The following is a 23,489-nucleotide window of genomic DNA, read 5'->3' as shown; positions in this document are numbered from 1 at the left end:
GGTCTGATTATGAATTATAGAATACAGCTACTACTTTTAAATAAGCTTCCCCCTGGAGAGAAGTTAAGTCTTGAAAATATTGACTAGAACTACTCAATATTGTTTCGATTTCACGTTGTTTGTTGTCTTTCATTTTAGCCCAATAATTACCTGTGTTTTTTTCATTGAAATCGAATTCAAGTTGCTCAATAGCTGCAGTATGCCAATTTTCAATTTTTGTTTGGTAAGCTGCCATTTTTTTTTCCATTGCGTCTTCAAGTAACTGTTGTTCTTCTTGCATATGGCTTTTGGCCCAGTCAACCGCATCTGGAAGTATGGATTGTAAATTGGTTATTTCTTCCTCTGTAATTGTTTCTGTAAACAACTTTTCCGTTAGTTTAAATTCCGCGATGAATTTATTTAAATCGAGTGTTTTTCTATGAATTGTACCATCATTATTCAAACCAACCACATAAAAATCGGACAATACCGGTTGCCCAAGATTATTGGCAATTTGCCCTTGAAAAATGTACCAAGCGGTTTGAGCAGGAAAAATTTTTGATTTAGCCACCAATGCCACATCTTTGTCCACGCTGGCTTCTAATTTGGTCATATAGTAGCGCACCACAGGATGCAAATCATAGAGTACTTGGAATTCTGCCCAAGCCCCTTTTTTCTTTCGGGCATCTTCAATGGATTTTTGGACTAAATCTTTATCCAATGATAATTTGTATAAACTACCAATAGCTGGTTTAGATTCTGGGGGTAAATCGAATAAGATTTGGTTTAGGTCTTTGGTGTTTACGATTTCAATGTAATCTTCCTCCACTGTAATATCCTTATGCTGTAATTGTTTTGCAGAGGCTAATTGCTCGAATAAAGCTTCGTAGTATTTAAAATCGGAAGAGTAGATTGAAGTTGGTTGTTCATAAGGATTATCAGTTACCAAAACCTCCGTTTTATCATCCTCGTTGTTGAAAAGCGTAGAGAAATCGAAATCATCCATAGCTTTGGTGGAACTATCCAAGAAACTTTCATTTTGAGTTAAGAAAGCCTGTTCTATGAACTTTTCTTCTTTATCGGTATCGTACAATTTCATTACCGAACCTGCATCTCCTAATGTTTTATAGACTTCTTCTTCTTTTTTGGTCAAACGATCTACAATGTGTAAATCGGTTTTCAATCCTTCAATATCTGATTCGGCAATAATGTAATGAATGAATGGTGTTTTCTTTTGCCCATAACGATCAATACGACCATTTCGCTGTTCCAGAGTAATCAAGGACCAAGGGATGTCATAATTGAACATTCGGTTACAGAAATAATGTAAGTTAACTCCTTGAGAGCCTGAATCAGAGCATAATAGAATTTTTACGGCACTATCTTGTTTTCCAAAATCTTCCACGATATTTTGCTGTTCACTATCCGAAAGGCCACCGTGAAAATAGGCAATAGCCTCATCGGTAATTTTGAAATCATTTTTAAGATTGTCTCTCAAATATTCTAAAGTTTTGATGCGTTCTGCAAAAATTACGTAACGGTCGTCCTGTTTTCTGCCCGACCATCCTAAATCAAGGATCGTTTCTTTTAGCTTTTTGTATTTGGTATCCGATTTGGCAGATATAATTTTTTCAATTTTAGTTTTTAAGGTTTCCAAAATTTCTACGTTTTCCTCAAAACTATCATCGGAACTGTTCTTCACTTTGACTTTTTCCAATCTTCGTTTTACACTTTCTAAAGCAGCCAAAGGCGATGACATAAACCCCTTGAATAATCCTATAGAAAACAGAAAGTCGTTTTTGGATTTTTGTTCATTCCCTTCTTTTATTTTCTCAATAGCCAGAAATTTAAGTTCTTGTTGGTATTGTAAAAAATCATTTTCATCAGCACTTAATGAAGCAGAGGCGCGGACAATTTTTCGTTCCTGAAAGTTGGCTCTCACGGTTTCGTCTGCAATATCATTTTTGAATCGTCGCACATAGTATGGCTCCACGTGACTTTTATCGTACTCTCCATTTTTTGGAATGGCAGTTGGTTCAATCATATTGATGAGGTTGGCAAAGTTTTCTTTTTTACCATTGTGTGGTGTCGCAGAAGTAAGAATCAATGATTCACATTTTTTTGCAATGAATTGCGCCAAATCTCCCTTTTGGCTTCTATCATTAGCCACGGTATGACATTCGTCAATAACCACTACATCCCATCTTGATTTTTCCAAATAATGACGGAACTTAGCATTTTGTTTTAGGGTGTCAATTGAAATAATGGTTTTATCGTAGTATTCGAATGGATTTTTATTGGCTGGGAGCTGTGATTTAATTTTCGCAATTCCATCAGAATCTAAACGGACTAAAGGAATAGCAAAACGATTCCATAACTCTTGTTGGAATTGTGCCAATATAGATTTTGGTGCCAATACCATGATTCGTTTCCCTTTACCTCTTTTTATCATTTCAGCAAGAAATATACCCACTTCGATTGTTTTCCCCAATCCAACACCATCTGCAATTAATAAACGAGGTCTTGGTAATTGAAGCGCTTTTAAGGTTGGGGTTAATTGATATTCGGCAGCATTAATAGCGGCTTTAGTAGCAATTGTTATTTTATCTGAAAATATAGCAGAATTACGAATTTGGGTTTCCAGGAATAATTTTGTTTTTCTGTAACCACTGTCCGTATCTGGAATAAGTGTCGTGAAATTGGGGTCGATTGGTTTTATGTCGGTATCTAAATTGGTGTCAAAAGAAAATCTTTTTCCTTTTACCAATTCGCTGATGCCTTCAGCGTCTATTAGTTGATGTCCATCATGATTGGTGTTTGTGGCTGTAATGATAAAATCTTCGCCTCTTGTAGAAAATCGCTGACCAATGGTAAGATTAAATTTTAGTGTATTTTTCTGTGAAATCATGAAGGTAAAATTTCTATTGTATTCAATTTATTTTTCAATTAAGCAAGCTTCATAGCCATCTCAAACTCCTTCCCATAATCCAATCCCAATTCAGCTAAGTGCTCTGGAATTGCTAATCTCCATGATGTATAATAGTAAGCCAACACTTGCGTGCCTGAGAATCGTTTTTCTGGGATGTTTCCGATGATGTAGTCTTTTTTGTTGGGGTCGATGCCCATGGTGCCGAGCATCGCAATTTCGAAAGCTATGGTTTTGATTTGGTCTTGGCTTTTGTTTTTGAAAAACTGTAAGGCGCTAACGATGTACATTACTACGGCGCTGTTAGTGCCTTCGGCTTGTTGGTTTTGCTGAAAGAGTTCCATTTCTTTTTGCTGCAAGGGATCTTCGGGAGTTTCCAATCCGAAGGGGTCTTTTTCTAATTGGCTCAGAAAGGTATCTATGTTGGATTTGGCTTCGTATTGTTTTTCGTTTTCTAGTTCGAAGTTGTTGTTTAAATCCAAGGCTTTGGCCCATTGTTTGACCAAAAGGTATTCTTCTGCCGGCTGGCGTTTGTTTTTGAGATCATTAAATTCCTTGAAAAAGTATTGTGCCTGTTCCAATTCGGCTTCTGAAGCTTGGAATTTATCGATGAGGTTTATGCCGTACAAGTCTTGAAATTGTAGCGCATTCACTAAGGAATAAATTTTGCTTTTGGATACAATATCAGCTGGAACGATTTCCAAAATCATTTTGTCAGTTACCGAAGCAATGGCGTCTTGCATCAAACGGTTCAACGATAAAAATTGGTAAGGTCTTAGTTTTTCATATTTCTTGAATAGAAACTCCTCAATGAACAGGTCGATAGGGGTGTTGAAGGTTTGTAAGTTCAAACCGTTGAACACGCCTTCGGTAAATTTTTGGATGTTTTCTTGTGGTAGTCCTTTGTTTTTAAGCTTTTTAATAGCTGGTTGCATGCCTTCAAGAAAGGTATTCTTGTTTTGTTGCGTCGATAAAAACAATTGGTTATGGTTGACTTTACGGGCTTGAATCACAAAATCTAAGTGTACCATTTCGTGCATTACCAAATGCGCAACTGCGGGGTAATTGCTTTTGTACTTCACCAAATGATGCTTGCGGTTATAGCGTTCGGCAAATTCCATTTTGGCTACTACGGCTATGTTGTCGTCTTTTTCAATTTCAATTTCTGTACCGCCTTCGGCTTCTAGTTGGCTGCGATATGCTACCATGGCTTTTTCGCCTTCGAAATCTTCAGAAAGAGACCTTGCCCATTCGATTGCTTGTTGTAAAGCATTTTGGTATAATGGGTCTGTAGGTGCTGCTTGTTTTACAGCCAAAATTGCATATTCGAACGCTGTATGACTTGCGTTTTCTCTCTCGGCCATCAATCCCAAAATAAATAAAGCATTGGGATAGTTGGGTTGGATTTGCAACGCTTCGTTAGCGTATTTTTTGGCTTGTTCCAATTTGTTCTCTTGAAGCAACAAATAAGCAATATTGGACAAGGTATAGTGATCTACTTTGTTGGCCAAAATAGCTTGGTCGTAATATTTTAAAGCGGTTGTGGTATCTTTTTTGAAACGGGCAAAAATGTTTCCCATCATCAATAGCGCCCATCCGTTTTTGGCATCCCAACGCAAGGCATCAATCAAAGCATTAATAGCTTCGTCTTGTTTTCCTTGTTCTGAGAGGGCTTGCCCAAGTATTCTGTGGTATTCGGAGTTGGAAGGATTACGTAGGATCAATTTTTTAAGTACAGTCGTAGCGGCTTGAAAATCTCTTTTTTCACAAAGACTTACGGCTTGATTGAAGTCAGCTTCCTGAGTTACAATAGCCATCGTATCCACCTCAACATAAATCACTTGGTCTTGAATTGTTACTTTAGGTACGAAAGGACCATAGGTGTAATATTTTTTTAATGAAGTTGTGATTTCTTCCTCATTCCTTTTTTCTAAGCTAGGAAAAAGGGTAAAAAAGAAGGTGTTTATGGGATGAATGATTTGCATCTAATTTGAATTGCTATTGTGAAAAGTGATAAAAGTACTTAATTCTGAATAAATAACCTATTCAAAAAATGAACGTGTTCCGTGATTTTTTATGCTAACTATGTTACCCATTACGTAACAATACTTTACTACAAAAACCGCTAAAATAAATTTAGTATTTGGTGTTTCCTTACGGTTTTCCTCATTTTTGAAAAAAGGAGTAAAAAAGGACAGCTCATAAAAATGGACAGCTCATAAAAAAGGACAGCTCATAAAAAAGGACAGCTCGCGAAAGAGGACAGCTCGCGAGCTGTCCGTACGGGGGGAATGGATTTTGAATACTTGGTATTTTTATTCTTTCCCATATTCTGAGCGAAAAAGGGCGATATAGTTTTCTAAAAGATAGAGTTCTATGAGTTCGGAATCGTCGTCAGGGTATTGGGCAAGTTGTACGAAGTTGAGGTGTTTGAAGGTGAATTTTTCACCAAAAATGGATTCTATGATGATGTAAAGCGCCTCCTTCCAATTGTGGGTGTTGCAGTGTATGTTGTAGTTTTTGAGGTACACGATAATGTTAAATTTATCGCAGGTTTCGTTGCAATCTAGAGGCAGGAATCTGGCTTGGCTGGCCTTGATGGTGATGTCTTGAAAAATGAAGGGATGATCGCGTCCCTCTGAAAATAGTTCAAGGTCTTTTGTGGGTTGGATGAAGGCTTCGAATGTCCAGTTCTTGATCTTTGGTGCTTGGTCGATGAGGTCTGTTACTGCTTTGAAATAGTCAGGATCGCCATTGGCGGTGATGGTTAGTGTAGCTACTGTATTTGGTTTCTTTGGAAAGGAAATAACGAAGTCTATGCCTGTGCTGTAATAGTTCAAGTGTTTGGTCAACCAAAAGTTGATGTATTGGCGGTTTTTGGATGTTTCGGTTTGTAAATTATAGATGGTTTGCTGGTTGTCTTGGAACCAATTCCAGAAGGTTTTTATTTTTTTCATGTTGTGAGAATTGAGCAGTGAAGTAAGCGATAGGACAGGTCGCGACCTGTCCGTACGGGATTAGCGTTTATCTTTAGACTGAACGTCGAATGCTATCAAATTAAACATTTGTCGCATTCTAGAGCGGACGCGGTCGCCGTAGTAGGCTTCGAGTTCTGATGCGGAGAGGTTGGTTGTGACATGGGTGAGGGATTTTTCATGAATGAACGAGTCGTAACGACTTAGGATGATTTCGGCCATTACGTTGCATTCATTGCCGAAGTGTTTGATTTGTTTTTCGGTTCCTAAATCGTCAAAACAATAGGTGCTGAGTTTGATTTGCTTGTGCTCTTTTTGGGTATAGGGGATTAGGGCTTCGTAGCCTTTTTTGGCAAATTCAAACGCGACTTCTCTGCATGGTTTTATTTTGTAACTGGATTGTGGTGGGCAAAAGTAATTCAGTAAAAACATCATCGATGTTTTGCCGCAACCGACTGGACCCGACAAAAGCAATGCTTTGTTTGGATTAATATCCAATTGGATCATTGTCGCTGTATCGCGAATGGCATAAATTACCAATTTTCGAATTACTGGTAGGTCTTCTTCGTAGATTTTGAAACGATTGCCAAAATGATAGTTGCCAAGGGTTTGTAACGCCCGAAGACATTTCTCAAAGTTGTACATTTTGATGCCATTTTTGATTTCAAATGTTTTCTGAATTTCGCTATAAGGGTTCATCGTATTGCTTTTGATTTGATGTTTTTAAATTTCCCGGAACAGGAGTTGAAAAGGCGAATTGCACGGGTTTGAAAGATTGTAAGTTCAAGATCCAATTGTTAGCCGCAGCTTGCCAATTGTACATTTTGGATTTGCCTCCCACGAGCCAACCGTTGCTTTGGAAGTGATTGAAAAAGCGTTCGCCTTCGATTTCATCCGTTTGTTGCGAACAGAAATATTTTTTTACTTCCTCAAGCTGTGGCGGGATTCGTCCCTCGACTCCGCTCGGGATGACATTTGATGTACTTTCTTTTTTTTCGCGCAACTTTTTTTTCTTTTTGTCTACGGCGATTAGCGTTTCTATTTTTTCAAAATCATTTTCCGTTTTCATTTTTTTTTCATGTGTGCTCTCGTTTATACTATTTGAAATGTTTGTATTGTTTTTATTGTTTATATAAGATACCAGCGCTTGTCTAGGAGTTGGTAAGTTACTTGCCTTGTGCTTGTTCACTACTTGTTCAATAGGATGTTCACTAAGATGTTCAGTAGGTGGTTCATTTTTTGACTTTCTTTGTTTTTTCTTACTTGGTTGTGGTAAGTCAGTTTCTAAGGTGTTGACATGGATTAAACTGCCCTTGAAAGGATTGTGAGAAGGCTCGTAAATAATGTACTCTTTCGCATGTAAATCGTTGATGCATTTGTGGTAGGTAGCTTTGGAATAGATTTTACTTATGCGCATCATTTCATTACGAGTAATGCTAATTGGATTTTGAAAACGGTTGATATTCCACGTTTGAAATAGCGCCATGTATAGACTTACATGGGTTGGGTTGAGGTCGGTATCATAGATGATTTTTTGGAAGAAACCGGAGAGGTGTTTGATGTAGTTCATAAGGAGAGGATAGTATCAAGTATTAAGTGTCAAGTATTAAGTATTAAGTAGTAAGAAATAAGAGTAAAGACCATTTTAAACTGTTTTGTTAAAGCGTTTGATTATTTGAACAGAGTCAGTTTAGCAGCTTTTTTATTTCGCTCTAGAATTTTATTGATGTCTTCTTGATCGTAATAGATAGTTCCTCCAATTTTGGTAAAAGAGAGGGTGCCGTTAATTCTAAGGTTTTGTAGGGTTCCAGGCGAAATGGTTAGCAGTTCCAAAACTTCTTTGGATTTGAGCCATTTTTGTTTGGTTTTGTGGGGTGCCATCACTAATAGTGAGATTTCAGCAAAGAGTTCGTTTTTAAATTGGTTTAAGTCGTCTTTGGTTAGTACTTCGATTGCCATACGTTTAAAAAATTAAAATTAATAATGGCAAATAGAAAGAATTGGGAAATGTCAAAACAGTTACATGGGGGTTGCAACCCCTAAGAAAGTCAGCAAATACAGTGAAAAAAAAGTTAGATATTTTAAAAAGCCACTAAATTGTTTTGAAATTGAGGTATTTGTTTAAATTTGTGACACAATACAAAATTGAGAACAAAATACTCAATACATATAGCGAAAGTTAAGTAGAGCCACAGAAAACCGCCAAACAATTCTAAATCAGCTCACGAATTAACTGTTCGCCTACGCAATGCGTGGGCTCTGTTAATCGTGTGCTGTGGGTGCTTGGCGGTACCTCTGTGGCTGATAATAGATGTCCCACGCAGCTTGTTTATATCCATTTGTGTAGTCAATTGTTTTATGGAAACCTCATCAGAATTTAAACCCAGTACGGAGTTATTGATTTTTTTAAAGTTGAATCACCTTCAGACTTTATCAGAAGTTTTGACTATTTCTGATGAAGATTTGCTTGCTATGCGAGGCTTTAGCTATCGCATTTTAAAAGAAATATTAGCCCTTCGTAAGTTCTAGTATTTTTTCAATTTTTTTGGCGACTGCTTCGGATGTACTGGTTTCAATGTTGTAACATTTAGATCGAAGGCTATCCACAGAAATTGTTTCGGTCATATCTGTTTTGACTGTTTGAGCTACCACTTGTAACACTTCTTTTCTGTTGTTGTTTTTAATGATTCCTGCTTTTATTAGCAAATCGACAAAACACGCTAATTGCGCTACCGAAAAATCTACGTGAATCTTGTCGGGAAAGCCTATAAGATCAGTTTGATTTTCAATCATTTTGGTGAGTTCTTTTTTTCGAGATAAAAAGGCTATTTCTTCCTCTAACCAAGTGTAAATTTGGACGTGAATTTCAGGGAGATTCTCTTGGTAGCAAGTCCCTTGATTTGTTTTAAATTGATTAAAAGTTCTCAAGTGCTCAAACATGCTATTCAATTTTTCGGTTTCAGAAACGCAATTCAAAAACTCTTTTTTTAATAGAGCTGTAATGAAATCAAAACATTGAAAAGTATTGACACGCCTCATCATTAACCAATTACACCATTCGAATTGTGAATAATCATCTGAGGTCGTTGCAAGACAGTTGGCTAATTCTACTACATAATTTTTGGCATAATTGTATTGGTAATAACTGATTTTGTCTTTTAAATGGAGGTTGCTTAACTTTACAATTGGATCAAAAAGGAGTTGCAATAATTCCTTATCCATGACCATTGCGAGTAAGTTATTGCGGACCCACTGTATTTTAGCGGTTAATTCCACTTCATCTTTTAGAATCGTACGATAAGGCACCATTAGCTTGTCATTCAGGTAGTCTGCATATTCATTTTCTAAAAAAACTAATAGTTTTTCTAAGTGGAAAAACTGTGATTTATAGGCGTCTATTTTATTGTACTTATTGGAATATTCGTAAAGTTCCTTTTTGTTTTTGGGTGCAATGTGTTTGATTAATTGATGCAATTGACATTCAAGAGCCAATTGAATTTTTTGAATGAAATGCTGTATTTTACTATTAGATTTACATTTGAAGACTTTCTCCTTGATGGCGCGTTTGATGTTTACGTTTTCTTTTATCAAATATTGATGCGTGTATAACAAGATTCTTTCTCTATTAGGGATTTCATTAATAGCGCATTTTTCACACACATAAAAGGTGTTGGAATCAGTCCAGTGTTTGGCTAAGTAGATCGTTTCGCCTGTAAAATTGATAATTGAATTTAAATGTGGGATGTGGTCCACGTATTCTTTAAAATGGAAGATCGATTTCATGTCACAAGACTTCACCTCTGGATGCAAAGAATGAATGGTTCTGTGTAGCTTTACCTTCTCCTCACTATTATTTTTATCAATTTTAATTTCATAAAGACGATATGATATATTTTCAAATGGTTTTAATTCTTCAAAAAGGGTTTCTTTTGAAATGCTAGTAGTCATTGTTTGACGAAAAACTATATCATAACATTCAAGCAAATTGGCTATTTTCATAAAAGAGCTAAAAAATATTTTAGTTGATATACTAAGACTAATTTTTAGGGTAAATTGTTTTGGGTATTTTAAATATTTGGTACTAATTATGGATAATTAGTACCAAATGGTGTTGCAATATATGTCTTTATCTGTTAATATGTTGAATAATATTTATCAATTTAACAATGGTTAGTTTGCGGATTTTAAGTTGCTGTTACTGATGATGTTTGAGAATTTACCTTTTAGAATTTTCATATCTTCACTTACTTTTTTGTCCAAAACTTTAGCGTAGTGCTGCGTCGTTTTTAAATTTTTGTGTCCTAGCATCTTACTTACTGATTCGATTGGAACCCCGTTTGTAAGTGTAACTGTCGTTGCAAAAGTATGTCGTGCAATGTGAAAAGTGAGTTCTTTATTGATTTTGCATACTGTTGCGATTTCTTTTAGATAGGCGTTCATCTTCTGGTTACTGAAAATAGGAAGTAAACGATCTTCGTTACTGGATTGTGGGTGATTCCCGTACTTGTCAATGATCATTTGTGTTACTGGTAAAATCGGAATTTTGGAAGCAGATTCGGTTTTTTGACGATGGGTAAAAATCCATTGCTCGCCATCAATCCCTAAGGTTATATGTGCCTTGGTCAGGTTCTTGACATCAATGTATGCCAAACCAGTAAAGCAGCTAAAAATGAAAATATCCCGAACTAAAGAAAGTCTGTCGTTTCCAAAATCCTTTTGGATAATATCCTGAATTTCTTCTTCTGAAAGATACACGCGCTCCACTTCTTGGACTTTGGATTTATAATTGGCAAAGGGATTGCGCTCGAGCCAATGGTTAGCCAAACAAATCTTTATGATTTTATTGAAGTTCTTGATGTATTTAACGGCGGTGTTATTCGCACAATTGCGAACGCTTCTCAAATAAAATTCATACTCTGTTATAAAAGCATGGTCAATTTTGTTGATTTCGATATCGGAAACTTTATACTTCCATTGCAAAAAGTCTTTCGTATGCTTCAAAGAGGTTTCGTAGCGTTGCAAGGTGCCTGGAGCATATTCTTTGCCAATCAAAGCCTTTATTTTGTCGTTGTGGTTTTGGAAGATGGGGAGGAGGGTACGAGGTCTCTCGGTTGTGCCTAGGAGCCTTTTTTTAAATTCTTCTAGGCTTATAATGATTCCATCCTTTAATAGTTCGTATTGGATTTCATTTACTCTGCTTCTGATTAAATCAATAATACTATTTATTGAACGAGCTTCCTCTGAATTGCCCTTCATTTTGCTTGCAGTCGATGACCATTTAGATGGATCAATAAACTTTTTAGTACTGTACTCTAGACGTTTTCCTTCTATAGTCAATCTCACATAAATAGGGAAAAGCCCTTGTGAATTGCTCTTGGTTGATTTTGCATAGAAATGCAATGTTGTTTTTGTAGTCATTTTGGTAACCTTTAAATTATACAATCAAGTTAACTTAAGGTTTGTCTAATTGCAAGATGTTTAAAAAATGATACGGTTACTAACCTGTTGCAACCCCCTAGTAAATTCAGTTGGTTGTGTCAAATAGGTATTCGTTTAGCGAGACCCCAGTTTTGATTTTTTTTAGGGTCTCGATTTTGCACCTTGAAATTTGTTAAAGAATGAATATTTTGAGTATTTCATTAAAGAAAAAACCCCGAAAATCATAAGATTTTCAGGGTTTTGTTACCTTTTGAAGGTTATTTCGCGGAGAAAGAGGGATTCGAACCCCCGGACCTGTTACAGTCAACAGTTTTCAAGACTGCCGCATTCGACCGCTCTGCCATTTCTCCAGTAAGTCGCGATCATTTCGTGATTGCGAGTGCAAATATAAGACTCTTTTTTGGTTGTGCAAGCGTATTTTGAAAAAAAATAGCAACCTTTTTTGGTGTTTTTTTTAAGTGTTTCATTTTCTATTGTTTAGGAAATAAAAAAAAATAAAAAAAGCGAGTGTACTTTTAATAATTTACATATTCGGTGATTTCAAGACCGTAACCGATCATCCCTACGCGTTTTCCTTGAGCGGTATTGGTAACCAAACGAATTTTAGAAATATCTAAATCGTGCAAAATTTGTGCCCCTATTCCAAAATCCTTACTGTCAATTTTGATTTTTGGAGCTTTCATTTCTCCGTTGTCTTGTAACTCTTTTAATTCAGCAATGCGACTCAATAAATTTATGGCTTGCATGTCTTGGTTTACAAAAATAACGGCTCCTTTACCTTCGGTATTGATGATTGTAAACATATCATCTAATTGTTTGTCGGCATTATTAGTTAAAGTGCCTAACAAATCATTGTTGACTTGTGAGGAGTTGATTCTAGTTAAAATAGATTCTCCTGAATTCCATGTTCCTTTGGTTAAGGCGATATGCACTTGCTTGTTTGTCGTTTGTTGGTAGGCTCTCAAGCGGAAGGTACCAAAACGAGTTTGAATATCGAAATCTTCTTTTTTGACAATAAGACTATCGTGTTGCATTCTGTAAGCCACTAATGCTTCGATGGAAACTAGTTTTAAATCGAATTTCTTGGCTACTTTAACTAATTGCGGTAAACGTGCCATGGTCCCGTCATCGTTCATAATTTCTACAATCACACCTGCTGATTTGAAGCCTGCTAGGCGTGCAAAATCAATGGCTGCTTCGGTATGTCCTGTGCGTCTTAGAACGCCGCCTTGTTTGGCGATGAGGGGGAAAATATGTCCTGGTCTTGCTAAATCGTGAGGTTTGGTGTTGGCGTCTACTAACGAAAGTATGGTTTTGGCTCTATCGGATGCTGAAATACCTGTAGTTACTCCATTTCCTCTTAAATCCACCGAAACAGTAAATGCGGTTTCCATCGGATCTGTATTATTGCTCACCATCACGTGTAATCCTAATTCTTTACAACGACTTTCGGTTAAAGGAGCGCAAATTAATCCACGACCGTGAGTAGCCATGAAATTAATCATTTCGGGGGTTACCTTTTCGGCTGCTGCTAAAAAATCCCCTTCGTTTTCGCGATCTTCATCGTCAACCACAATAATTACTTTTCCTTGACGAATATCTTCAATTGCTTCTTCAATTGTATTCAGTTGTATTTTATCTGCTACCATAGGTGGAGTTATTTTTTTGAGGGAAATATTTTTTTAAACAATTTTTGAAAAGGTGCTGTTATGCGATCTATATTAATAATACCGATGTCATTTATGGCTCGATAGGTGAGTAAAATAGCTAAAGGAGTTAATATAAATGAGGACATCCAAGCCCCAACAAAAGGGGTGAGTCCGTCTTCTTGAGAAATTCTTTTCCCAAAAGTATTGATAAAATGAAACGTGATAAAAATTAATACGGCAAAAACAATTGGAAGTCCAATGCCTCCTTTTCGAATGATCGCGCCTAATGGTGCTCCGATGAAGAACATTAAAAAACAAGCAAACGCAATTACGAATTTTTCATAGATGACAAACTCGTGGCTATTGATGTTTTTTTGTTTCATTTTAAAATCATACAGAGATCCGTCAATTGTAGCAATAGTACTTTGTGTACTGGCGAGCGCATTTTTATAAATAGTCGATTTTTCATCGTTAGTAAATGGCGCTAAAATATCGGTACTGATTTTTTTCTTGTTTTTTTTCACGGTATCCGTGGCAGGGACGGCTACTGAAGTAAATGGAGTGACTGTTTTTTGGTTGATGTTTTCAATAAACGATTTTAGCTCTGTTTTTTTGTTTTTTGACAAAGAATCGATGGTGTATCTCAATTCGGCAACATCCAGCATTCCTTTGGTATTGGCGTCCTTAGTTTCCTCGATAGTTGGAGTGTTTAATTTGGATAAGTCTATGTTGATGATGTCTCTTTTAAAGGCGCTCTTTACAAAAGGCATTTTCTCGCGATCTTCGTATTTTTTTGGAGTCACGTCTTCGTAATAATAACCGTCTTTTAAAACCAATTGTAGCAAGTTGGAGGCTTCATTACTTATCAATTCCCCTGTTTTAGCTTTGATCACTGTTTTGTTTCCATCGCCCATCATTGATTTTTTGTGTATGGTAACTCCAGTTAAAAAATTTCCTTTTTCACCTGATTTCTTATTGACTTTAATATTATAAATCCCCACCGTGTTGAATTGTCCTTCGGCTATAGCCAAAGCGGGTTTTACTTGGGCAATATTTCTTCTAAAACTCATGAATTTGTATTCTGCATACGGAATGACATTATTGGCGAACATAAAGGCAACAAAGCTTAATAGCGTTATGAAAACGATTAATGTTCGAAAACAACGTTGCAATGAAATTCCAGAAGATTTCATGGCTGCTAATTCGTAATTTTCGGAAAAACTTCCAAAAGTCATGATGGAAGCTAGTAAAACAGAAAGCGGGAGTACCAATGGAATAATCCTTGGCATGGAGAACAGTAAAAATTTTAGGATCATTATGAAATCTAAATCTTTACCGGCTAGTTCTGTAATGAATAGCCAAACGGTTTGCAGAATAAAGATGAAAAAAAGGATTACAAAAACCGTAGTAAATGTAACCAAAAAGGATTTTAATAAATATTTGTCAAGAATCTTCACCTATGTTTAATCTAATTTATTGATGTAGTAATTGGGGTATTTACTCGCCGCAAAGGTAAATTGATTTTTTGATAAAGGTTGATTTGTTTTAAAAGAATTCACGGTAAGGGTAGTTTTGGTTCCTTTTTTACCGATCTCGATTACATTATAGATGTGTTTGGTTTGGCTATCAATCCCTAAGAGTATTTCTTTTCTTTGGTCTTTTGCGCTGGTTGGAATTAATTTAATGTATTGAATTTTGCGTCCTTTTACATTTTGAACGATGTCCATAGTGTATTTGTATCCTGAGTTAAAAAACGTCAGCATTTTTGAAGGCGTAATGGCATTATCATCATTTTCATTTACTTTTGAAACGGTGATTTCTTCATCTTCAGGAACGATAGTGTAGCTTTTTTTTCCATCAAATATTTTGGTTACTCCCATAAAATTCAAAACATACATATTTCCTTTTAGGGTAACATTCCCTTTGCTATCTTGATTAATATTTTCTTTAGAATTTTGAAGACTATATTTGAAGTCAATCACTATATTGTTGTAGCTTTTTACTTTTGCCGTTACTTGGTCTAGTAAATCTTTGGCTTTTTTATCTTGGGCTTGCAAAGAAACGACATGGAATAGTGCTATGCAGGTGAGTAAAAGATAGCTTACAAGTGATCTTGCCTTGGTTTGTGTTTCTTTTTTAGTGGAATTTTTTGGACTAAGTAACATGTTTTTAATTGTTTTGTTCGTTGTTGAAAAATTGATCTAAGGCACTCAAGTCAGGGATGTTTACGCTTCTAGCTTTACTACCTTCAAACGCGCCAACAATTCCGGCGGCTTCCAATTGATCAATTAATCTGCCAGCTCTGTTGTAACCTAATTTAAGTTTTCTTTGTAATAAGGAAGCTGAGCCTTGTTGTGCATTCACAATAATTTCGGCAGCCTCTCTAAATAACGGGTCCCTTTCAGAAACATCTATATCAAGATTAATGCCACTTTCTTCCCCAATAAATTCTGGAAGTAAATAAGCGGTTGCATACGCTTTTTGAGCGCCTATAAATTCTGTTATTTTTTCTACTTCTGGTGTATCTATGAAAGCACATTGTACCCTAACCACATCGTTTCCGTTGGTGTACAATAAATCTCCACGACCAATTAATTGATCCGCTCCTTGGGTATCTAAAATCGTTCTAGAATCAATTTTTGAGGTTACTCTAAATGCGATACGAGCTGGGAAGTTGGCTTTGATTAAACCTGTAATGACATTCACTGAAGGTCTTTGAGTAGCGATAATCAAATGTATTCCAATGGCACGAGCTAATTGGGCTAAACGGGCAATAGGAACTTCCACTTCTTTACCTGCTGTCATAATTAAGTCGGCAAACTCATCGACAACTAGAACAATATACGGTAGGAAACGATGTCCTAACTCTGGATTTAGCTTTCTTGATTTGAATTTTTCATTATATTCTTTAATATTGCGCACCATGGCGTCTTTCAGTAAAGAATAGCGATTGTCCATTTCAACGCAAAGTGAATTTAAAGTCGCTACCACTTTGGCATTATCAGTAATAATCGCGTCCTCAGTGTCGGGTAATTTGGCTAGATAGTGTCTTTCTATTTTATTAAAAAGAGTCAATTCTACTTTTTTCGGATCTACCAAAACAAATTTCACTTCTGCGGGATGTTTTTTGTACAAAAGAGAGGTCAAAACAGCATTCAAGCCGACTGATTTTCCTTGACCTGTGGCTCCTGCCATCAATAAGTGGGGCATTTTGGCTAAATCCACTACAAAAGTTTCATTAGAAATGGTTTTTCCTAAAGCAATTGGTAATTCCATTTCAGCTTCTTGAAATTTAGCCGAACCAATGACACTTTTCATAGACACCATTGTTGGATTTTTGTTTGGAACCTCAATACCAATGGTTCCTTTGCCAGGAATTGGGGCAATGATTCGAATGCCTAATGCCGATAGTGATAAGGCGATGTCGTCTTCCAAACTCTTAATTTTAGAAATTCGTATTCCTGCTTCAGGTACAATTTCATATAAGGTCACCGACGGTCCTACGGTAGCCTTAATTTGAGCAATTTCGATTTTGTAATTGCGTAAGGTATCTACAATTCTGTTTTTGTTTTCTTCTAATTCTTCTTGATTAATGGTAATGCCGCCCGTAGAATACTCTTTTAATAAATCAATGGTAGGGTATTTATAATGTGATAAGTCTAAAGTAGGATCAAATAACCCAAAATCAGACACCAATCGTGACGCTAAGTTTTCTTCAATAATAGTTTCTTCTGCCGCTTTTTCTATCACGAAAGCGTCATCATTTGTGGGAATGATTTCATTTGATATAGGAGCAACTGTTAGTGTTTTGGCTTGCGGTTCTAAATTAATTTCTGAGGCACTACTGATGGTAGGTTTTAAGGCTTCTTTGTTAATTTCAAATTGCGACCCAGTATTTTTTAGGTGAATACCATCATCGCTTTCTTCTTCCTCGATGGCAAATTCTTCTAAATTATAGGAATTTGCGCTTTCTTTTGCTAGCGGGTTTGTGGCTATTTCTTGCTTTATTTCTTCTTTAGTTGCCTGAAAGACATTTTGAATTTTTTCTGGGGATATTTTTAATTTAAAAATCAAATACATTAAAACGCCGAATACAAGCAGCAATAAAGTGCCAGTTTTACCCAAATAATCCTGTAATAAAAGATTGATTTCGTATCCTACAACTCCGCCTAACTCAGGCAAAGAGGTGGAGAAAAATCCAAAAATAACCGATAGGATGAGCATTAGGAATAGGTCCCAAAACCAAATATTCTTTAACCTTGTTAATTTAAGGTTTAAAAACAAAAACAATCCTGTAAGAAAAAACAAACGTACAAACAAAAAAGCTGCGATACCAAACCCCTTGTAGATTAGTGTATCCGCAAGGAAAGCGCCTGTTTTACCTAGCCAATTTTGAACCAACTCGGTGCGATCTGTCATCAAGACAATTGCGCTTTGATCTTCTTGTCCATGAATAAAAAAAGACACGAAGGAGGCTAATAAACCTATGGAAAACAGGAGTAAAATGCTTCCTATAATGAGCTTATTTTGTTTCGATAATTCCCAAGAAAACGATTTTGATAAAGCCGAATCCTTAGGAGATTCGGCAGTGCTTTTTTTATTTGATTTTGCCATTCTTGTTTTTAGTATGCCTAAATAAATTTTGGGATATAAATGAGTAAGCCGATTGTAATCGCCGTAAGTGCCGCAAAGAAAACGGATCCTGCCGCAATATCTTTGATAAAACCTATTCTTTTGCTGTAATTAGGATGAATAAAATCAGCAATTTTTTCTACCGCAGTGTTCAATCCTTCCACGCTCATGACTAATCCGATAGCAAAGGTTTGAAACATCCATTCGGAAGCTGAAATGTGCATCCAAAAGCCAAGAATAGTTACTGCTATACCGATAGAAAATTGTACCATGATACTGTGTTCTGTACGGATTAATTTTACAGCGCCTTTAAAGGCATAAGTCACACTTTTTAGTCTACCTGTGACGAAGGTATTGTCTTTTTGAAATTCCATAGACCTCTTATAGTACAGCTAAGGCTGCTTCATAATTAGGTTCGTTAGCAATTTCGTTCACTTGTTCGGTATGGGTAATTACACCATTTTCGTCAGTTACGATAATCACTCTCGAATGCAACCCTGCTAATGGGCCATCTGTAATTTCTAATCCATTCGCTTTTCCAAAACTTCCTTCTTGAAAATCAGACAAATTCACTACATTTTCTAGACCTTCCGCACCACAAAAACGCTTTTGAGCAAAAGGAAGATCTCTAGAAATACATAATACTAGGGTGTTCTCTAAAGTACTGGCACTTTCATTGAATTTTCGAACCGATGTGGCACATGTTCCGGTATCAATACTTGGAAAAATATTTAATACTAATTTTTTTCCAGCGAAGTCTGCTAAACTCGCCACGGATAAATCATTTTTAAGAAGTTTGAAATCAATTAATTTACTACCCACTTGAGGAAGGTTTCCTGAAGTATGAATTGGGTTTCCCCCTAATGTAATTGTTGCCATATCGTTATGTTTTTTGAGTTCCAAAAGTATGAAAATATTTTAAGAATTAAGTTTCCTTTTTTTACAATTTAGGCGCTTTCAAACTCGTTCATTTTGTGGTTTTTCAGCTTGTTTTAATCAAAAATAGTAGGGTAGCCCTTTTGTTTAGCAAGCGTTTTAGCGCTGAAGTTCTCAAAGTAGGCCTCTTACGGTTGTTGCTTCTTGTGGGCAGATGATGGCTTTTTGATTGGGTTTTTAGCTTTTTTTGCCATCAGGGATAGAGTAACTAGTCTGTATTGGGGTAAAAGAAGCCATTTTAGAGCCGTTTTTTTGAAGTAAATAATCAAAAAATGGGTACTTTTTTAATACCTTTATTAAAAACGGACGAAAGCGTGAACTTCGTCCGTTTTTTTTTTTTTTTTGAATTCTAATTTAAAAGTAGGGTAACAGGAAGCGTTCCTTCGTAGGGTTGGTTTCCTATTATTTTTTCTGCGGCCACTTCTTGAAACGCTATAAGATCTTGGTAAGCCACTACGATTGTATTGGCAGCCATGACGTTTGGAATGACTTGTAGCGCATAAGGGTTTCCAAACAAATGAACTATAACTTTTTTGGTGGTGACTACTTGGGATAGCCATGAAATAATGGAATCTTCAATTTCAAAATTAGCCAGAGGTTTTGCTTTAGGAACAAATAAAGCAATAACTAAAGTATCATATGCATTCAAAGTATTGAGTTTCTCCTTTAAATTTTCATCCTTTACACGAATAGAAAAAGAATCTCCTTTTAAAGCGTTGCTTATTAGATTGAAAAAGGCATTGTTGCTGTCTTTGTATACGCTTATTTTTGCAACTTTATTGCTGTTATTGATAAAATCCGAAATAGAACTAGGGGTGTCTTTTTTTACCAAAGTAATTGCTTTTACAGCACACTTTGTATTTAAATCATGAGTAGTTTTCCAATCGAAATTAGTACAATTGTTTTTATTTTCTTCAATAATTCCTGCTTTGATTTTGCATTGCCAAATTCGATTAAAACTAGCGTCTATTCGTTCTAAATCAGCTCTTTTAGCTATTTCTTGAATGCCTTCGGGTACATTTTCTGCAAAACACAACACGTCATTACCGGCATTGAATGCTTCCCATTCTAAAATTCCTTTCGTTGGATACAACTTCGATACACTATGCATATTTAGGGCATCGGAAATTATTAGCCCTTGGAATCCCAATTTTGATCGCAATAAATCTTCAATTATAGCTTTGGATAGTGTAGCCGAGGTATTAGCGCCCCCATTTAGTGCTGGCACTGCTAGATGACCAATCATTATTGAATCAACCTTATTTTCAATTCCTTTAATAAAAGGAATCAATTCATTCGACATTAAATCCTCTAAGTTTTCTTTTAAAACGGGTAATCCTAAATGAGAATCCACGTTAGTGTTTCCGTGTCCGGGAAAATGTTTTAAGCATCCTAGAATACCAGCATCACTCATGCCGTTTAGGTATTCTTGAGCAAAAATCGCTACTTTGTTTTTGTTTTCACCGAAAGAACGATATCCAATTACTGGATTGTTTGGATCGTTGTTGATATCCGCTAAAGGGGATAAATTGTAATGAATTCCAGCGAATTTTAGGTCTTTCCCAATTTGCTTTCCAATGTCGTAAACCAAAGACTTATCCTCTAACGGAATTGCTCCTAAAGTAATCGCGTATGGATATTGCGGGGTTTTTTCTACTCGCATGGCTAATCCCCATTCGGCATCAATACTCATTAATAATGGGGTAGGAGCTGCTTTTTGGTAACGAATGATTAAAGATTTGAGACGTTCAAAGCTATCGTCGTTAGATTCAATTTTTTTATTATTTTCATAGTTCGTAGCGGCACTAGCTCTACTATGAAAAAAGGTTAATCCGCCTATATTGTAATCACGAATCAGTCGTTCTGTTGCTTGAATATTTTCTTCACTGTCGTTGATGAAGACAGCAGGAAAGAAGAATTGTCCTATTTTTTGTTCAGTTGTCATGGTGTTGTATTAGTTTTTTTCTATTTCTTTTTTTCCGAAATGATAGGGAAAAATTAAAAATCGAGATAAAATAATCCCTGGAATTGTTGCTAATACAACCCAAATAAAGAAGTTACCGTAGCCCAAGAATTCTTGAATGTAACCACTGGCCATGCCAGGTAGCATCATCCCTAATGCCATGAAGCCTGTAGCTATAGCGTAGTGAGAGGTTTTGGATTCTCCCTCGGCGACATAGATTAAGTACATCATGAAAGCAGCAAAGCCAAAGCCATATCCAAATTGTTCTAGCACTACGACCGCTGTAATGTGAGGATTTAGATTATAGTCGAAACTATAATTTAAAAAGTCAAAATGAAAGTTTAGTACATCTGAAGGATGACAGTGAGATAAATAGACAAAACCAAGAATAGGTAAATGCATTGTTAAAATCATAGGCAACATCCATTTTCCTAAACCGTCCCTAGAAATCACGATTCCGCCAATAATTCCCCCAATTACTAGTGCAGCTACGCCAAAGGTGCCATAAATTATCCCCACATCTTCGGTGCTTAATCCCATGCCTCCCTTTGAAATGTCGTCAATTAAAAAGGGAGTAAGCATCTTCATCAACTGTGATTCTCCTAGTCGATACACTAAAATAAAGGTAAGTAGTAAACCGATTTGTTTCTTTTGGAAAAAAGTGGCAAAAACCTCGGTAAAACTTGCTTTATGATTGGCATTACTTTTTATGTATTCCTGTTCAATCTCAGGATTGGGCGTCATAAAATAGTTGTAGAGGGTGATGAAAATCATGATGGCAGCCACCACAAGCATGGTGTAAGACCAAGCTTTGCTTTTATCACCGTATTTTTCTTCCAAAAACCCGGCTAAGAGTACAATGACTCCATTGGCGGTAAGCATAGATAATCTGTAAAAGGTACTACGGATTCCTAAGAAAAAAGATTGTTTGTCTTTGGTTAGGGCTAATAAGTAAAAACCATCTATGGCTACATCATTGGAGGCTGAAGCAAAAGCTCCTACCCAGAATAAAGCCAAACTTAGCAAGAAAAAATGTTGCATAGGGAGCGTTAGTCCTACAATTAAAAATGCAATCGCAATTACAAATTGCATGACTAAAAACCATTTTCTTTTGGTGGCATGCAAATCAATGAAAGGACTCCATAGAGGTTTTACAACCCACGGGAGGTATAATAAACTGGTATAAACTCCAATGTCTTCGTTGCTGATGCCTAAATTTTTGTACATTACAACAGAAACGGAAATAATGATCGCATACGGAAAACCCGACGCGAAATTTAATAATGGTATCCAATACCAAGGCGATTTTTCTGAGGTCATTCTTTTTTATGGGGTATTTGGTTGGTTAATTTTGATTTTTCGTTTATTAATTTGGTATTTCTACCACTGATTCCTTGCTTTCATTGCCGTAAAGATCAATAAACGTGATAGCAAAAGTGTTTATTTTAATCAAATTATTGCAAGGAATATTGATTTGTATGCTTTCGGTTTTGGGAGCTACAAATTGTTTTTTAAGGATTTGCTGGGGTTTGTTACTGTCGATTTTGGAGTCATTAGTCGCGCCGTAAACCATTACATATCGCACTTTTGTATTCAAAGGCATTTTTATGGTTAAGTGATAATTTGCGGAGTCTTTTTGCTTATTTTCAAGTACTGGTGTATCAATAACAATATGCTTTAATCGAGGTGGTACTGGAGGAAGAGCAGGGTATTTGTATTGATGGTTTTGAAGTAATTCTACCACTTCTTTATTCGTATTAATGATGGATTTGGCACTAAAGAACACATTTCCTTGTGCTTTTTCATGGGCTCTAGTAAGATCAATTTGATTGGCAATTTCGTGAATATTATCCCATTTTTTATCAGAATCGGCTTTGATTTTATACGCAGCATTACCCATGTAAAGATTAACATCTTGGGTGTTTTCTGTCCACCATTTTAATAATTTTGAGTAGGAAACGGTTTTATGGTCGATACTCCAATAGAGTTGAGGGACTAAATAATCAATCCATTTATTGTTCATCCATAACAAAGGATCGGCATAAAGATCATCATAATTCGTTTGCCCAGAGCGGGTGTCAGAGCCTTTGGGGTCCACCGATTTATTGCGCCAAACGCCAAAAGGACTAATTCCGAATTGTACCCAAGGTTTTTGGTTTTGAATCAAGTCATGAATTTTTTTTACGAATGAAGTTACATTAGATCTTCTCCAATCCTCGATAAGCATTCCGTTGCCATATTTCATAAAGGATTCAGCATCATTAAATACTTCGCCGGGTGTTTTGTAAGGGTAAAAATAATCATCAAAATGTATTGCATCAATATCGTAATTGACTAGTACTTCTTCTACTATTTTCGTAAGATGCTCTTGTACTTCGGGTAAAGAGGGATCATAATAATAGCGGGTACCATATTTTATCATCCATTCCGGATGTTTATTCACATCGTGTTGTGGACTAAGTTGCGTTTTGTTTAAATCAAAAGTTGCTCGGTAGGGATTAAGCCAAGCATGAAATTCAAACCCACGAGTATGGGCTTCGCTAATCATCCATTCCAGCATGGTCTTGTAATCCTCCGAAGCTTCCCCTTCTTTTCCTGTTAAAAATCGTGACCAAGGTGCAAGTTCTGAAGGGTAAAAAGCATCGCCTACACTGCGTAATTGCACGATTACGGCATTAAAATTCAGCTTTTGATAAGCTTCTAAGGTTTTAATATAGTCCTCTTTTTGTTTTACAATGGGGTCATTGCCACTTTTTGGCCAATCAATATTGACTACGGTTGCGATCCAAACTCCTCTAAATTCATGTTTAGGATATAATGACTTAGTTTGTGCGAATCCATTTCCGATAACAGTAAGAAGCGCACTAAGCAGTAGCAGCGAAAGTTTATTTTTAATCATTATTCGATAGATTGTATAGGCTTCAAAAATAGTTTTTTTTACCAAAGAAAGTAAGGGAGTGTTTAAGTTTTATTTTTGAGTTTTCCTATTG

Annotated in this window: 17 protein-coding genes and 1 tRNA gene; all 18 read right to left on the bottom strand. The window is 36.2% G+C overall.

Going from position 1 to position 23,489, the window contains the following annotated elements:
• Positions 1–7: 7 nt before the first annotated feature.
• Positions 8–2,887 carry a helicase-related protein gene (locus ACSVH7_RS05695; RefSeq protein ID WP_438065726.1) on the bottom strand — a complete coding sequence of 960 codons (2,880 nt, stop codon included), beginning with the start codon at positions 2,885–2,887 and terminating at the stop codon, positions 8–10.
• A gap of 38 nt (positions 2,888–2,925) precedes the next feature.
• On the bottom strand, positions 2,926–4,890 hold the full coding sequence (locus ACSVH7_RS05690; protein ID WP_438065725.1) for a tetratricopeptide repeat protein: 1,965 nt from the start codon (positions 4,888–4,890) through the stop codon (positions 2,926–2,928).
• Between the two features lie 330 nt (positions 4,891–5,220).
• The gene (locus ACSVH7_RS05685; RefSeq protein WP_438065724.1) at positions 5,221–5,862 is read right to left on the bottom strand and encodes a hypothetical protein; all 642 of its coding nucleotides are present in this window, start codon (positions 5,860–5,862) and stop codon (positions 5,221–5,223) included.
• Between the two features lie 60 nt (positions 5,863–5,922).
• Complete coding sequence (locus tag ACSVH7_RS05680; RefSeq protein ID WP_438065723.1) at positions 5,923–6,579, bottom strand: ATPase; 657 nt, start codon at positions 6,577–6,579, stop codon at positions 5,923–5,925.
• Complete coding sequence (locus ACSVH7_RS05675) at positions 6,566–7,450, bottom strand: transcriptional regulator (RefSeq protein WP_438065722.1); 885 nt, start codon at positions 7,448–7,450, stop codon at positions 6,566–6,568. The genes ACSVH7_RS05680 and ACSVH7_RS05675 overlap by 14 nt, the downstream gene beginning before the upstream one ends.
• A gap of 101 nt (positions 7,451–7,551) precedes the next feature.
• Positions 7,552–7,839 (bottom strand): helix-turn-helix domain-containing protein, encoded by a 288-nt coding sequence (locus tag ACSVH7_RS05670; RefSeq protein ID WP_438065721.1) that lies wholly within the window; start codon positions 7,837–7,839, stop codon positions 7,552–7,554.
• A gap of 549 nt (positions 7,840–8,388) precedes the next feature.
• Positions 8,389–9,828, bottom strand: a complete 1,440-nt coding sequence (locus tag ACSVH7_RS05665) for a hypothetical protein (RefSeq protein WP_438065720.1) — start codon at positions 9,826–9,828, stop codon at positions 8,389–8,391.
• A gap of 222 nt (positions 9,829–10,050) precedes the next feature.
• A complete protein-coding gene (locus ACSVH7_RS05660) occupies positions 10,051–11,298 on the bottom strand; it encodes a site-specific integrase (RefSeq protein ID WP_438065719.1) in 1,248 nt (415 codons plus the stop codon).
• A 286-nt stretch (positions 11,299–11,584) separates the two neighbouring features.
• Positions 11,585–11,669: transfer RNA gene (locus tag ACSVH7_RS05655), tRNA-Ser, on the bottom strand.
• Between the two features lie 165 nt (positions 11,670–11,834).
• On the bottom strand, positions 11,835–12,968 hold the full coding sequence (gene ribB / locus ACSVH7_RS05650; RefSeq protein ID WP_438065718.1) for a 3,4-dihydroxy-2-butanone-4-phosphate synthase: 1,134 nt from the start codon (positions 12,966–12,968) through the stop codon (positions 11,835–11,837).
• A gap of 8 nt (positions 12,969–12,976) precedes the next feature.
• Positions 12,977–14,425 (bottom strand): LptF/LptG family permease, encoded by a 1,449-nt coding sequence (locus ACSVH7_RS05645; RefSeq protein ID WP_438065717.1) that lies wholly within the window; start codon positions 14,423–14,425, stop codon positions 12,977–12,979.
• 6 nt (positions 14,426–14,431) lie between these two features.
• The gene (locus ACSVH7_RS05640) at positions 14,432–15,133 is read right to left on the bottom strand and encodes a LolA family protein (protein ID WP_438065716.1); all 702 of its coding nucleotides are present in this window, start codon (positions 15,131–15,133) and stop codon (positions 14,432–14,434) included.
• 4 nt (positions 15,134–15,137) lie between these two features.
• Positions 15,138–17,582, bottom strand: coding sequence for a DNA translocase FtsK 4TM domain-containing protein (locus tag ACSVH7_RS05635; protein WP_438065715.1), 2,445 nt, complete (start codon positions 17,580–17,582; stop codon positions 15,138–15,140).
• Positions 17,583–17,599: 17 nt separating this feature from the next.
• Positions 17,600–17,974: a diacylglycerol kinase family protein gene (locus ACSVH7_RS05630; protein ID WP_438065714.1), complete on the bottom strand. Its 375-nt coding sequence runs from the start codon at positions 17,972–17,974 to the stop codon at positions 17,600–17,602.
• Between the two features lie 7 nt (positions 17,975–17,981).
• Positions 17,982–18,479 carry a thiol peroxidase gene (tpx, locus tag ACSVH7_RS05625; RefSeq protein WP_438065713.1) on the bottom strand — a complete coding sequence of 166 codons (498 nt, stop codon included), beginning with the start codon at positions 18,477–18,479 and terminating at the stop codon, positions 17,982–17,984.
• A 406-nt stretch (positions 18,480–18,885) separates the two neighbouring features.
• On the bottom strand, positions 18,886–20,481 hold the full coding sequence (locus tag ACSVH7_RS05620) for a glycoside hydrolase family 3 protein (protein WP_438065712.1): 1,596 nt from the start codon (positions 20,479–20,481) through the stop codon (positions 18,886–18,888).
• A 9-nt stretch (positions 20,482–20,490) separates the two neighbouring features.
• Entirely contained in the window at positions 20,491–21,819 is a 1,329-nt protein-coding gene (locus tag ACSVH7_RS05615) for an MFS transporter (RefSeq protein ID WP_438065711.1), read from the bottom strand.
• A gap of 46 nt (positions 21,820–21,865) precedes the next feature.
• Positions 21,866–23,398, bottom strand: a complete 1,533-nt coding sequence (locus tag ACSVH7_RS05610; protein WP_438065710.1) for a glycoside hydrolase family 10 protein — start codon at positions 23,396–23,398, stop codon at positions 21,866–21,868.
• Positions 23,399–23,489: the final 91 nt, after the last annotated feature.

The organism is Flavobacterium sp. TSSA_36 (assembly GCF_051547165.1).
GTDB lineage: Bacteria > Bacteroidota > Bacteroidia > Flavobacteriales > Flavobacteriaceae > Flavobacterium.
The sequence above is the reverse complement of the archived record's forward strand: the minus strand, read 5'-3'. Positions and strand labels throughout refer to the sequence as shown.

Excerpts from the sequence above, each read along its gene's own strand:
- ACSVH7_RS05695 (WP_438065726.1), bottom strand. The coding sequence starts at position 2,887 with ATGATTTCACAGAAAAATACACTAAAATTTAATCTTACCATTGGTCAG.
- ACSVH7_RS05690 (WP_438065725.1), bottom strand. The coding sequence starts at position 4,890 with ATGCAAATCATTCATCCCATAAACACCTTCTTTTTTACCCTTTTTCCT.
- ACSVH7_RS05685 (WP_438065724.1), bottom strand. The coding sequence starts at position 5,862 with ATGAAAAAAATAAAAACCTTCTGGAATTGGTTCCAAGACAACCAGCAA.
- ACSVH7_RS05680 (WP_438065723.1), bottom strand. The coding sequence starts at position 6,579 with ATGAACCCTTATAGCGAAATTCAGAAAACATTTGAAATCAAAAATGGC.
- ACSVH7_RS05675 (WP_438065722.1), bottom strand. The coding sequence starts at position 7,450 with ATGAACTACATCAAACACCTCTCCGGTTTCTTCCAAAAAATCATCTAT.
- ACSVH7_RS05670 (WP_438065721.1), bottom strand. The coding sequence starts at position 7,839 with ATGGCAATCGAAGTACTAACCAAAGACGACTTAAACCAATTTAAAAAC.
- ACSVH7_RS05665 (WP_438065720.1), bottom strand. The coding sequence starts at position 9,828 with ATGACTACTAGCATTTCAAAAGAAACCCTTTTTGAAGAATTAAAACCA.
- ACSVH7_RS05660 (WP_438065719.1), bottom strand. The coding sequence starts at position 11,298 with ATGACTACAAAAACAACATTGCATTTCTATGCAAAATCAACCAAGAGC.
- ribB (WP_438065718.1), bottom strand. The coding sequence starts at position 12,968 with ATGGTAGCAGATAAAATACAACTGAATACAATTGAAGAAGCAATTGAA.
- ACSVH7_RS05640 (WP_438065716.1), bottom strand. The coding sequence starts at position 15,133 with ATGTTACTTAGTCCAAAAAATTCCACTAAAAAAGAAACACAAACCAAG.
- ACSVH7_RS05635 (WP_438065715.1), bottom strand. The coding sequence starts at position 17,582 with ATGGCAAAATCAAATAAAAAAAGCACTGCCGAATCTCCTAAGGATTCG.
- ACSVH7_RS05630 (WP_438065714.1), bottom strand. The coding sequence starts at position 17,974 with ATGGAATTTCAAAAAGACAATACCTTCGTCACAGGTAGACTAAAAAGT.
- tpx (WP_438065713.1), bottom strand. The coding sequence starts at position 18,479 with ATGGCAACAATTACATTAGGGGGAAACCCAATTCATACTTCAGGAAAC.
- ACSVH7_RS05620 (WP_438065712.1), bottom strand. The coding sequence starts at position 20,481 with ATGACAACTGAACAAAAAATAGGACAATTCTTCTTTCCTGCTGTCTTC.
- ACSVH7_RS05615 (WP_438065711.1), bottom strand. The coding sequence starts at position 21,819 with ATGACCTCAGAAAAATCGCCTTGGTATTGGATACCATTATTAAATTTC.
- ACSVH7_RS05610 (WP_438065710.1), bottom strand. The coding sequence starts at position 23,398 with ATGATTAAAAATAAACTTTCGCTGCTACTGCTTAGTGCGCTTCTTACT.